The following is a 13,325-nucleotide window of genomic DNA, read 5'->3' as shown; positions in this document are numbered from 1 at the left end:
AAAAGGAGCGCGTAATATGCTCCCGCCCCCTATTTTTTATATCAGGAGGAAATTATGCTTTCGTATACGGCAAAACGTCTGGCCCAGACCATTTTCGTACTTCTGGGTATCAGTCTTATTACCTTTATCCTGCTGCAGGTTGTTCCGGGAGATCCGGTTGCCATGATGCTGGAGAAACGTGCGGATCCCGAGACTATCGCCAAGGTTCGCCACGAACTGGGACTGGATCTTCCTTACCATGTCCAGTACCTTAATTTCTTAAAGGGAGCGGTCCGCTTTGATTTCGGAACTTCCTATTTTACAAAAGAAGTCGTTTCAGACGCTTTATTTCGCTGCTTTAAAGTGACAGTGAAGCTGGCCTGCATGTCTTTTGCATTTGCAGCAGTAATCGGTATTCCCTGCGGAATTTTCTCCGCAGTACAGAGAGGAAAGGGCATTGATACGGCAGTGATGATCCTCTCCATCGTAGGAGTTTCTGCTCCGGCCTTCTGGGTAGCGATCATTCTTCAGATCGTGTTTGGCTTAAAGTTGAACATCCTTCCTATTTCCGGCTTTGATTCTGCTGCTTCCTATATCCTTCCCAGCGTGGCTTTAGGCGCCAGATATGCGGGAAGTATGGCCAGGATCACAAGAACCAGTATGCTGGAGGTATTAAATCAGGATTACATCCGTACCGCCAGGGCAAAGGGCGCAAAGCGCTGGTCTGTTATCCTCAAGCATGCATTAAAGAATGCAATGATCCCCATTGTTACCCTGGTGGGAACGGATTTCGGCTATATGCTGACAGGATCCATGCTGATTGAAAAAGTATTCTCAATTCCGGGTATCGGAAAGCTGGCAGTTGACGCTATGTCAAACCGCGATCTTCCTCTTCTTGAGGGAACGGTTATGTATATTGCGTTCGTATTCGTAATCGTGAATCTGCTGGTAGATATTTCCTATGCATTCCTGGATCCAAGAATTCGATATGGGAAAGGAGCAGCGTAAGTAAGCGATGATACGTTTTTTTAATAAACAGAAACAGTTTGAACAGGATATGATGGAGCAGGGGATGCAGTATTCCTCCGGTTTTTACGGAGACAGCCTCCGCCGCTTAAAGAAGAATAAAATGGCTATGTTCTGTGCAGGAATACTGGTGCTTTTAGTGCTGGTTGCTATTTTTGCACCTGTCATTGCTCCCTATGACCCAACCTATCAGGACTATTCTGCCGTACTGGCAGAGCCCAGCATGGCTCATCCCTTTGGAACCGACGAATATGGCCGTGATATTCTTTCCAGAATTATTTACGGTTCCCGTGTTTCATTAAGTATCGGTATTGTAGCTCAGATCGTGGCTTCCATTGTAGGAGTTACCCTGGGTGCTGTTGCAGGCTACTACGGCGGCCGTATTGACAGTGTGATTTCCCGTATTATGGAAATTTTCCAGGCATTCCCGGATCTGATCTTTGCTATGGCGATTATGACTTTCCTTGGAAAGGGTGTTTTAAACCTGTTTATCGCACTGGGACTTTTAACCTGGGTGCGCACAGCCCGCATGATCCGCGGCTCTGTGATGCAGTTAAAGGAAAAGGAGTACATAGAGGCCAGCCGCGCCTGCGGAGCATCTACCTTCTGGATCATCACCAAGGGACTGGTTCCCAACTGCCTCTCTACCATCATTGTTTTAGTTACTCTGGGTATCCCCAATGCGATCATGTATGAGGCATCCTTAAGTTTCCTTGGTATTGGTATCCAGCCACCTACACCTTCATGGGGAAATATGATTTCTGCAGCTCAGACCTTTATCAGCTACCGTCCGGTCTACAGCATTATGCCTGGTGTGGCAATCATGATCACGGTAATCGCATTTAACATTTTCGGTGACGGCTTAAGAGATGCATTAGATCCCAAGCTGAAAAACTGATGAAGGAGGACCCAATGGCAGATAAAATACTGGAAGTTAAAAATTTAAAGACATATTTTCGTACCGATGCCGGACTGGTAAAGGCGGTCAATGACGTAACCTTTTCCGTTGAGAGGGGAAAAACCCTGGGGATCGTAGGAGAATCCGGCTGCGGTAAAAGTATCACTTCTCTTTCCATTATGGGACTGGTGGAGACGCCTCCCGGAATCCATGCAGGAGGAGAGATCCTGTTTGAGGGAGAGGATCTGTTAAAGAAGAATGAGGATCAGATGCGTCAGATCCGAGGCAATAAGGTGGCTATGATCTTCCAGGAGCCCATGACCTCCTTAAACCCTGTATTCACCATCGGCCAGCAGCTGATGGAGGCCATTCTGCTCCATGAAAATGTTACAAAGCAGCAGGCAAGAGAAAAGGGGATTGAGATGCTTAAAAAGGTTAAGATCCCTCTGGCAGAGAAGCGCTTTGACGAGTATCCCCATCAGCTTTCCGGCGGTATGCGCCAGAGAGTGATGATCGCCATGGCTTTATGCTGCAATCCCCAGCTTCTGATCTGCGATGAGCCTACTACGGCTCTGGATGTTACCATCCAGGCTCAGATTCTGGATCTGATCAATGAGCTGAAGGAAGAGACAGGCACCTCTGTTATGATGATTACCCACGATCTGGGCGTAATTGCCGAGGTTGCGGATGATGTAATGGTAATGTATGCGGGAAAGGTAGTAGAGCATGCTACCTGCGATCAGATCTTTGATGAACCGCTGCATCCCTACACCGCAGGCCTTATGAGCTGTATCCCCAGACTGGACGGCGATGACACAAAGGAATTAAGTGTGATCGAGGGCATGGTGCCAAGCTTTGACGATATGCCTGAGGGCTGTGCCTTCTGTCCAAGATGTCCTTATGCAAAGGAAATCTGCCGAAAGCAGATGCCGGAGTTAGAGGAAGTAAATGGACGCAGGGTGCGTTGCTTTAAATATATGAAAGGATGGGAGGAAAGCGCCAAATGAGCGAACATATAAATGAAACGCCCCTTTTGGAGGTAAAGCATTTAAGAAAGCTTTTCCCGGTGAAACAGACATTCCGGTCCGGAGAAAAGACATTTATCAAGGCTGTGGATGATGTTTCCTTTACCTTAAACCCAAAAGAAACCCTTGGTGTGGTAGGAGAGTCCGGATGTGGAAAATCTACCATGGGACGTTCCGTACTGCGTCTGATCGAGCCTACAGATGGTGAGATCATCTATAAGGGGCAAGATTTTAAAAAGGCGTCCGGTCAGGAGCTCCGGAAAATGCGTGCAGAAATGCAGATTATTTTCCAGGATCCATACGCATCCTTAAATCCCCGTATGACCATCGGTGAAATTATCGAGGAGCCCTTAAAGATCCAGAAGCGTTTCGCTTCAAAGGAAGAGATGAGAGCCCATGTTTTAGAGGTGATGGAGGTCGTAGGTTTAAACCCGAAATATTACAACCGTTATCCTCATGAGTTCTCCGGCGGCCAGCGCCAGAGAATCGGTATCGCAAGAGCCATTGTACTAGGGCCGTCCTTAGTTGTCTGTGACGAGCCAGTTTCCGCTCTGGACGTATCCATTCAGTCACAGGTATTAAATCTTCTGCGCCATCTGCAGGAGTCCATGGGAATGGCATATATTTTTATTTCCCATAACTTAAGCGTTATCCGCCACATTTCCGACCGTGTGATGGTAATGTATCTGGGCCATGTGGTGGAGCTGGCTGATAAACACCAGTTATATGACAATCCCTCCCATCCATATACCCAGGCTCTGCTGTCAGCAATTCCTATGCCGGAGCGCCACAGCACCAGAAAGAAGATCCTGCTTCAGGGCGATCTTCCAAGTCCCGCAGATCCGCCTTCCGGCTGTGTGTTCCATACAAGATGCTTTATGGCTCAGGAAATCTGCTCTGTGCAGAAGCCGGAGCTTAAAGATATCGGCGGCGGCCATATGTGCGCCTGTCATTTCTGCGGGGGATGCCAGAAATAAAATGGATTTAAGCTGTAAATGATGTAAATTACCGACCCGAAGCAGGAAGCACGGGCCGGATCAAAGAAGGAGGCAACAGTTATGAAGATTACGGACATGAAGGTTCACATGATGCAGGTTCCCCTGGTTCGTCCCTTCCGCATTTCTCTGGGTGTAATTACCCATGCGGTGAGCTGCCTGGTGGAGATTGAGACCGACGCAGGGATCACCGGATACGGCGAAGGTTCTCCAGGCCCTCTGATCACAGGCGAAAACCTGCCGGGGACGGTAGAGACCCTGCGTGTGTTCCGTGAAAAGCTCATCGGAATGGATCCAAGAGACATTGAGGGAATCAATGCTGTGATGAACCGTGCGGTTGCTTATGCGGGAACTGCAAAGGCGGCAGTGGATATTGCCTGCCACGATATTCTGGGAAAAGCAGCTGGTCTTCCTCTTTACAAGCTTCTTGGAGGACTTTCCAATACCATTGAAACGGATATGACCGTGGGAATTGATACTCCGGAGCTTATGGCTGCTGCCGCAAAGGAGCATGTGGCTGCAGGCTTCCGTGTGATAAAGACCAAGGTTGGAACGAATATCGCAGACGATATTGCCAGAGTAAAGGCCATCCGTGAGGCAGTAGGCGATGATGTGAAAATCCGTCTGGATGCAAACCAGGGATGGCATGCACGGGAGGCTGTAGAGCTTTTAAAACGCCTTAACGAATACGATATTGAGCTGGTAGAGCAGCCGGTACGCCGCTTTGATTTTGAAGGCTTAAAGTATGTAACTGCCAACAGCCCTGTGCCTGTTATGGCAGATGAGAGCTGCTGGGACTCTAAGGACGCCCTCCGTCTTGTCTCTGAGAGAGCAGTGGATTTCATCAATATCAAGCTGATGAAGTGCGGCGGCCTGTGGGAAGCAAAGAAGATCGTAAATATTGCTGAAGCAGCAGGCGTAGAAATCATGCTTGGCTGTATGGCAGAGGAGAGCGGAATCGCCATCAATGCAGCAGCGGCATTGGGCGCAGCTCTCGGCAACATCACAAGAGCAGACCTGGATGCAAGCTTCTCTTTAAAGGCGCTTCCTTATGAGGGTGGATTTACCATTGAAAATACAAAAGATCTGGTTCTGTCCGAGAATCCAGGACTGGGACTTGTCCGCTTAAAGGAGGAAATGTTCCAATGAGCAGGGCAGTGACAGAGGAAGAAATGACACAGGGGATCAGCCGTCTGGAAGCCCATACCGCCCAGATCATGGAGGAGGCAAAGGCCAGAGGCATTGCCGTAGGCGTGGTAGACCGGACGGGAAGGATCCTTTATGAGAAATACTTTGGTTACCGGGATGAGGAAAAGAAGCTTCCCATTAACCGGGATACTATTTTCGGAATGGCATCTGTGACAAAGTCTTTTACTGCTCTTTCCATCATGCAGATGCAAAAAGACGGGATTCTGTCCGTGGATGACGCAGTATCCGCTTATATTCCAGAATTTACCAATAAAAACCAGAAGGAGCCGGTGCGATTAAGCCATCTGATGAGCCACAGTGGCGGCTACTTCCCCCTTCCAAGAATCGTTGTGGATAAAACTGCTCAGGAAATGGGGATAAAAGACAGTCTGGAAGAGGAACTGGTGGACAGAGAAGACTTTGCGGAGGAAGGAATCCGCAGGGTGGCAGGCCGTCTGGACAGCCAGACCCATTTTACCGGCCGTCCCGGACAGCGCATGAGCTACTGCAACGATGGCTTCGGCCTTCTGTCCGATATTGTACGCCGCCATTCCGGATACGGTTCCTTCAGCGCATATCTGAAGGAGCGTATCTTTAAGCCCCTTGGCATGGAGCGGAGCAATATCAGCTTTCTGCGTAATTCTCTGGATGAAAATGCGGCCACGCTTTACACTCTGGAGGATGGAACATGGCGGGCAGACCATGATTATGAAAACGATGCCTTTGTGCTCCACGGAGGCGGCGCCTTAAAGTCCACTCTGGGCGATATGCTTAAGTATGTTTCCATGTACTTAAACGAGGGAAAGAGCCAGGACGGAACCCAGGTCATTGACCGTGATTCCATTGAGGAAATGTGCCGTCCCAGACAGATCGTAAAGCCGGGCGTTTACTACGGATACGGTCTGGAAATGAGCCAGATGGAGGACATGGTTTTAGTAGAGCACGGCGGAAGCCTTCCGGGCGTATCCTCAAACCTGTGCTTCTGTCCCCAGAAGGGCATCGGAGTGATCGTACTGTGCAATACTATGGATGTGCCGGTGTACTCCATCGGAACTATGGCTCTCCGCCTGTACTGCGGCCTGCCTTTAGAGGCAGAGCGGACAGAGCATATGCCACGGTTCTGGAGTGAAGAGGAGAAACGTGAGCTTGCAGGCGATTACATTTCCGGAGAAGGCGACCGTTTCAGCATCAAAGAGCTGGAAAACGGTGAGCTCTCCATGGAAGTAAACGGCACGCCCATTGAGATGAAGTCCGTTTATCCATGGCAGGGAATGGTAAGAAAGAAATACAGCGACGTATATCTGACCGCGTTCAGAGATGAAAACGGAACGGTATTTGCCGCCAGATACGGAAGCCGTATCTTCCCCAAGGCCTGACATTTACAGGCTGAACGAAGGACGTAAACTTAGAAAGCATATTCAACTGAAAAAGATAAAAGACAGAAAAAGGAGCTTCTGTTCCCGGCCTGAGGGCTGGAATGGGGGCTCTTTTTGTATGCTGTTCCCAAGGTCCTGGCCCCGTTGTCAGGGCTTCTTGACAATGGTTTCTGCTATTGTATAATGGGAACAGGCTGTAAAGGGGCAGCTGTAGATTTTTAATGCGGAGAATACATATGAAATACCAGATCACAGACGGAACGGTTTCTCTGGGCGGAGAAACCGTGCTTTCCCATATTGATTTTGAGATACAGGGAGCCCAGAAAATTGCGGTCGTAGGACGGAACGGAGCCGGAAAAACCACCCTTCTGCGCCTGATTGCAGGAGAGCTGGAACTGGAGCGGGATGACAGACGGCAGGGATCGGGAATCTGCTGTTCCAGAAAACTGACGATCGGGATGCTGGGACAGCAGGCGCTGCTCCATGAGGAGCGCACCGTGGAGGAATACCTGATGAGCCGCTGTCCGGCAGAAGGGCTTTTTGACAGGGAGCGGTTCGAATACGAACGGGAATATGACTGCCTGTTTACAGGACTTGGTTTTAAAAAAGAAGATAAAAAGCGGCCTTTAAGCACATTTTCAGGAGGAGAACGGACAAAGGCTGCATTGGCCGGACTGCTTCTTGAGAAACCGGATATCCTTCTTTTGGATGAGCCAACCAACCATCTGGATATGGAAACAGTTCAGTGGCTGGAAGGGTATTTAAGAAATTATGATCGGGCGGTGGTTATGGTAAGCCATGACCGCTTCTTTTTAGACCGTACGGCACAGATCGTATACGAGCTGGAGGACAGGAAGCTTACAAAATATCCGGGAAATTATACAGCCTACCGGGAGAAGAAACGAAAGGATTACGAGCTTCAGAAAAAGGCCTATATCCGCCAGCAGGAGGAGATTGCCCGGCAGGAGGAGCTGATCCGCCGGTTTAAGAACAAACCGGCCAAGGCCTCCTTTGCCAGATCCAGAAAAAAGATGTTAGAGCGCATGGAACGGGTGGAAGCGCCCAGAGAGGATACGGCACACATTTTTACCGGGGAGATCCTTCCTGCGGTGCCCGGAAGCAAATGGGTTCTTGAGGCGGAGCATTTAAAGATCGGTTATGAAGGCCATCCGCTTTTGGAACTGAGCCTACGGATGAGAAAGGGGCAGAAGATCGCTCTTTTAGGGGAAAATGGAGCGGGAAAGACTACATTTTTAAAGACAGCCGCCGGATTCCTTCCTCCGGTGGATGGAGTCTGCTCTCTTGGAAATAATATTACCATCGGCTATTTTGACCAGTATTCCTCAGCCATTGAGTCGGAACAAACGGTAGCGGAGCATTTTTCAGAGCTTTTCCCGTCCCTGAACCAGAAGGAGGTGCGGACGATCCTGGGCTCCTATCTCTTTCTGGGAAAGGAGGCTTCCAGAAAAGTAAGCTCCCTGTCCGGCGGGGAAAAGGCCAGACTGGTGCTGGCAGAGCTTTTGCAGAGCCGCCCCAATTTCCTGATTCTGGATGAGCCCACCAACCATATGGATATACAGGCAAGAGAAACTCTGGAATCTGCCTTTCAGGCTTATCAGGGAACCATTCTTTTTGTAAGCCATGACCGGTATTTTATCCGGCAGGTGGCAAAGTCGGTGCTTATATTTGAGGGCGCAAGGGCTATGTATTACCCCTTTGGATATGAGCACTATCTGGAACGGCTGGAAAAGGAAAAAGAAGGACTTTCACCGGCAGCACGGATTCAGGCGGAGGAGCAGGCTCTGATCGCTGGCTTAAAGGCGGTTCCCAGGGCGGAACGCCACAGGCTGAGAGAGATTCCCACTGAAGAAGCCTATGACCAGTGGAGGCTTAAAATGGCAGAGGATGCCATGAAAGAGGCGGCAGGGCAGGCAGAGGAGCAGATGAAGGTATGGGAGGAGAACCGTCTGAAACGTCTGTGGGAGCAGGCCGAGGAGCAGCCAGCTTCCGCTTTGGAAGCCCAGCCGTTGGAGGATATAGCGCCTCTGTGGGAGAAGTGGCATCAGGCCTGCATGGACTGGTATGAGATATGGAGTGAGCTGCACCCGGAGCCGGAGGCGCCTGAACCGGAAAAGTTCGCTGATTTGGAATCAAAGGAGGATGCAGAATGATACTGATAAAAAATGCAGACGTATATGCACCGGAGCATCTGGGGATTAAGGATGTGCTGATATGCGGAGCACAGATTGAGGCAGTGGGAGAAGGGCTGGAAGGAGGAAGCGGCTGCCGGATCATAGATGCAGAGGGAAAAAAGCTGACGCCGGGACTGATTGACCGCCATGTCCATGTGACCGGAGGAGGCGGAGAAGGAAGTTTTCATACCCGTACGCCCCAGATACAGCTTTCATCTGTTATAAGAGCTGGGATCACGACTCTGGTGGGCCTTCTGGGAACAGATGATGTAAGCCGTACGCCGGAGGATCTGATCGCCAAGGTAAAGGCCTTAAAGGAGGAAGGAATTTCAGCGTATGCCCTCTGCGGCGCTTATGGTGTGCCTTCCCCTGCCATTACAGGAAGCATAAAGAAGGATATTGCCTTTATTGATGAGATTTTGGGTTTAAAGCTGGCAGTCTCCGACCACAGAGCACCCAATATTTCCACAGAGGAGCTGATCCGTCTGGCAAGCGATGTGCGGACTGCAGGCATGATCAGCGGAAAGTGCGGCTGTGTGGTGCTTCATATGGGGGATGGAAAAAAGATGCTGAGTCAGGTTTTTGAGGCACTGGAGGAGACGGAGATTCCCGTGAAAACCTTTCAGCCCACCCATGTAAACCGTAATCATGAGCTGTTTCTGGACAGCCTTAAGCTGGCGAAGCTTGGAGGAACCATTGATCTGACCTGTGAGGATTTTCCTCATGGTTTGATCGAAGGCGGGAAGGATCCTGTGATCGGACTTTTAGAGGAAGCCCGCCGGGCCGGTGTTCCAATGGAGCGGATGACTTTAAGCTCAGACGGACAGGGAAGCTGGTCCAATTATGACGAATATGGAAACCTGGTGGAAATGGGGGTTACGGATGTGGGAAATATGTATGCCCAGCTTCGTTCGCTGGTATTAAACGGAGGGTTTGTACTTTCAGAGGCTCTCTCCTTTTTCACTTCCAATCCTGCAAAGGCCCTGGAGCTGTTCCCGAAAAAAGGCTGTATCGCGCCGGGAGCGGACGCAGATCTGCTTTTAATGGGAGAAGCCCTTGCTCTGGATACGGTGATCGCCAGAGGGCGGGTGATGATGGAGGCAGGAGAACTGCTTGTAAAGGGAACGTATGAAACATTTTAATCTCTAAAGTCAAGTCTTTTCTTACCGGCAAAATACTCAAAAAACAGAACATATCTTTGTGCAGGATACCAGTTTCCTTTTTATGTAAAAAAATATAAGATAGTTCAGGTAAGCGCTTACAATACAGAATATTTAGAAAACACTGAATCCATACACAGGAGGTACACCCATGAACATGTGGACAGAGGATCTGGTACTGCCGGAAGAACTGCGGAAGGAACGTCTGCAGAAGGAACCGGCCAGCTACACAGCCTGGATTCTGGGAAAATCCGGAAAAACACAGGAAAAGAAGAGAAAAGCAGTGATAATCTGTCCGGGAGGCGGATATGAGCATCTTTCTCCCAGAGAGGGAGAACCCATTGCCATGAAATATCTGGCCATGGGCTATCATGTGTTTGTGCTTCACTATAGTCTGGCTCCGGAGCGGTTTCCCACAGCCTTAAGGGAGCTGGCTCTGCTTACGGCAAAGATACGGGAGCATGCAGACGAATGGAGGATTGATTCAGAGGGAATCATCGTATCTGGCTTTTCTGCCGGAGGCCATCTGGCTTTGAGCCTGGGGGCTCACTGGGATAAGGAATGGCTGTCAGGGCCTCTGGGATTAACACCTGAGCAGATCCGCCCTAATGGGCTTATCCTCTGCTATCCGGTAGTGACGGCAGGAGAAGGCTGCCACAGAGGCTCGGTGGAACGTCTCTTGTGGGGACAGATGCTTACGGAAGAGGAGCAGATGATCCCGGAGCGCGGGATGGAAGAAAAGGAAATGCTGAGAGAGTTGATTTCTCTTGAAAAGCAGGTCGGTTCCCATACACCTCCTGTGTTTTTATGGCATACCGTAACAGACCAGACGGTTCCGGTGAGAAACGCTCTGGTTTTGGCAGAGGCCCTGATAAAGAGCGGCGTTTCTTTGGAGCTTCACCTTTATCCCGTTGGACGCCACGGACTTGCCCTGGCGACGGAGGAAACGGCAGACGGGCAGGAGAGCAATATAGAGCCACAGTGCCAGAGCTGGATCGTTCTGGCGGAAAAATGGCTGGAGCATTTTTAGAACAGGATAAATAAAACAGGACATGAAAAGACGAGACATAGGAAAGCTTCTACTCATCGGTCTGGCAGCTGCGGGCCTTCAGGGCTGCAGCCAGACGGCGGAAACAACAGCGGCAGACGTAGAGAAACCACAGGTACAGACAGAGGCAGAAACGGACGCAGCTTCTGAAACGAAAACAGCAGAAGAGCACACCTGGCAGTTTACATATTTCGGCACATCTACCAACGAAAAGTCAAATACCATGGCAGAGGGAGGAAGCCTGAAAAATGGGATTTCTCTTACCTCCTGTACGGTAAAGGAAGACGGAAGCATTGACAAAAAAGGCGGAAAATTTGCAGCAGGAGAAGGCTATGACGGCATTTCCTTTTATTATACAGTCATTGACCCTGAAACAGAGAATTTCCGTTTAAAGGCAGACGTAACCATTGACTATATCAATCCCAAGCCGGACGGCCAGGAGGGAGTAGCCATTATTGCCAGAGACAGTATTGGTGAGGATACAGTGGCAGACTGCTCCTTTTTTACAAATTCCGCGGCAGTCATCGGAAGCAGTTTAAGCTATTATGATGAGGACGGCACAAAGACCTCCATGAAGGACGGCATCGGATACCGGATGATCACAGGAGTAGAATCGGACACTACGCCGCCGGAGGCAGGAAAGCTGACTCTGGATTCAGAGGCATTTGACAAGGAAACACTGCTGACAGCGGGAGAAACCTACACCATGGAGCTGCGAAAGACCAATACAGGATATGAGGCAGCTTATTATGACAAAGAGGGAAATGAATATTCCCGCACCCTGTATGGTGCTGAGAACCTGAATGTAATTGATAATTCAGTTTATGCAGGATTTGCTGTAGCCAGAGGCTGCAATGCCACTTTTAACAACATTGAATTTGAGGTAACAGACCCGGCAAAAGATGCGCCTGCAGAGGAACGTCCTGTAGAAAAGGAAAATGTAAGCTTTACCTTCCTTTCCTCCAATACGTCCGGTTCCAGCGAGTATCCCCTTTCCTTTAAGACGAATGCAGACGGTACGGCTGTGATCTCCGATAAAGAAGGAAATGCTTTGGATACTCTGGAAGTAAAGGCAGAGGTTCCGGTAAAGGCTTCCTATCCGGTAAAAGAGGGAGAAAATCATTTTATCATCGCATTTACTCCCAAAGAGGGATATAAGATCAATGAATATACAGAGCTTGCAAATTACGGAACTGTTTCTTTTGATGAGACAGTAAGCTGCCGTATCTTATCCGGTGATACCATCTTTATTTCCAAAGACGGCACACCTGATGGGACGGGAACAAAGGAAGCTCCCATTGATCTGGCAACGGCGTTCTGGTATGGGGCTCCCGGACAGAGCTTTGTAATGGAAGGAGGTACCTATACTTTTAAGGAAGGGCTGACCGTTCTGCGCGGCGTAGATGGAACAGAGGATGCGCCCATTGTTCTGGCTCCGGCAGAGGGAGAAAGGGCAGTTCTGGACTTTGCAAAGGAAGGCACAGGCCTTCAGATTTGGGGGGATTACTGGCATATTAAAAATATTGACGTATGCAATGCCTCCGACGGAAACTGTGGAATCCGCCTTTCAGGCCATCACAATATTTTAGAGGGAATTAAGACCTATAATAACGGAAACACCGGCCTTCAGGTCAGCGGAACATCCGAGGAGACCATTGATATGTGGCCTTCGGACAACCTGATCTTAAACTGTACCTCCTATAATAACTGCGATGAAGCCATGGAGGATGCAGATGGCTTTGCAGCCAAGCTGACCTGCGGAGAAGGAAATGTGTTCCGGGGCTGCATTGCTGCCTATAATGCAGATGACGGCTGGGATCTCTTTGCCAAGATCGCCACAGGAAAAATCGGAGCAGTGACCATTGAGGACTGCGTGGCATTTAAAAACGGTTATGTGTATGATGAATCCGGCAGCGTGATCGATGCTGGAAACGGAAACGGATTTAAAATGGGAGGCAGCGGCATCAGTGGCCATCATGTGTTAAAAAACAGCATTACCTACGAAAACAAAGCAAAGGGCATTGATTCCAACAGCTGTCCGGATATTGAAATCTACAATAATGTTTCTTTTAACAATGAAGGCCCTAATATTGCCATCTATACCGCCAACCGGGCAGATACGGCCTATGTGGCAGAGGGGAATATTTCCTATGGCACAGGGGAAGGCCACAGTGAGGACATTCAGCTGAAGGGTCAGGATGAAAGCAGCATTTACAGCGAAACCAATTATTTCTATCATGAGGACACGAAGGCCTACGAAAACAGCAAGGGAGAGAAGGTAACGGACGACTGGTTCGTATCCCTGGATACTACTGTGATGCCGAAACGGGCAGAGGATGGTTCCCTCCTGTTAAACGGACTTCTGGAGAGAAAATAAACCATAAAAAGAGGACAGAGAATCCCTGTTTAGGGGGTGACTCTGTCCTTTTAAAATGCTA

The 13,325-nt window shown here is 49.5% G+C and carries 10 protein-coding genes; all 10 read left to right on the top strand.

The annotated features are described in order from the left end of the window. Positions 1-54: 54 nt before the first annotated feature. The 10 genes from WKT10_RS00150 to WKT10_RS00105 all read left to right on the top strand — a co-directional run bounded on the left by WKT10_RS00150 (position 55) and on the right by WKT10_RS00105 (position 13,264). Positions 55-987 carry an ABC transporter permease gene (locus WKT10_RS00150; protein WP_066544151.1) on the top strand — a complete coding sequence of 311 codons (933 nt, stop codon included), beginning with the start codon at positions 55-57 and terminating at the stop codon, positions 985-987. 7 nt (positions 988-994) lie between these two features. Continuing rightward, positions 995-1,903, top strand: a complete 909-nt coding sequence (locus tag WKT10_RS00145) for an ABC transporter permease (RefSeq protein WP_096807389.1) — start codon at positions 995-997, stop codon at positions 1,901-1,903. A 14-nt stretch (positions 1,904-1,917) separates the two neighbouring features. Continuing rightward, complete coding sequence (locus WKT10_RS00140; RefSeq protein ID WP_066544148.1) at positions 1,918-2,910, top strand: ABC transporter ATP-binding protein; 993 nt, start codon at positions 1,918-1,920, stop codon at positions 2,908-2,910. Then, positions 2,907-3,905, top strand: a complete 999-nt coding sequence (locus WKT10_RS00135) for an ABC transporter ATP-binding protein (RefSeq protein WP_066544145.1) — start codon at positions 2,907-2,909, stop codon at positions 3,903-3,905. Before WKT10_RS00140 ends, WKT10_RS00135 begins: the two co-directional genes overlap by 4 nt. A gap of 81 nt (positions 3,906-3,986) precedes the next feature. Continuing rightward, entirely contained in the window at positions 3,987-5,072 is a 1,086-nt protein-coding gene (locus tag WKT10_RS00130) for a dipeptide epimerase (protein WP_066544143.1), read from the top strand. Then, complete coding sequence (locus tag WKT10_RS00125) at positions 5,069-6,487, top strand: serine hydrolase domain-containing protein (RefSeq protein WP_296038487.1); 1,419 nt, start codon at positions 5,069-5,071, stop codon at positions 6,485-6,487. The genes WKT10_RS00130 and WKT10_RS00125 overlap by 4 nt, the downstream gene beginning before the upstream one ends. Before the next feature lie 236 nt (positions 6,488-6,723). Beyond that, complete coding sequence (locus tag WKT10_RS00120; protein ID WP_340274633.1) at positions 6,724-8,658, top strand: ATP-binding cassette domain-containing protein; 1,935 nt, start codon at positions 6,724-6,726, stop codon at positions 8,656-8,658. After that, positions 8,655-9,821 (top strand): beta-aspartyl-peptidase, encoded by a 1,167-nt coding sequence (gene iadA / locus WKT10_RS00115; protein WP_296038485.1) that lies wholly within the window; start codon positions 8,655-8,657, stop codon positions 9,819-9,821. The genes WKT10_RS00120 and iadA overlap by 4 nt, the downstream gene beginning before the upstream one ends. Positions 9,822-9,990: 169 nt before the next feature. Further along, positions 9,991-10,869, top strand: a complete 879-nt coding sequence (locus WKT10_RS00110) for an alpha/beta hydrolase (RefSeq protein ID WP_296038484.1) — start codon at positions 9,991-9,993, stop codon at positions 10,867-10,869. A gap of 22 nt (positions 10,870-10,891) precedes the next feature. Next, positions 10,892-13,264, top strand: coding sequence for a right-handed parallel beta-helix repeat-containing protein (locus WKT10_RS00105; RefSeq protein WP_296038483.1), 2,373 nt, complete (start codon positions 10,892-10,894; stop codon positions 13,262-13,264). Positions 13,265-13,325: the final 61 nt, after the last annotated feature.

Source organism: Enterocloster sp. HCN-30185 (genome assembly GCF_037890305.1).
GTDB lineage: Bacteria > Bacillota > Clostridia > Lachnospirales > Lachnospiraceae > Enterocloster.
This window is presented reverse-complemented; position numbering and strand designations above follow the sequence as displayed.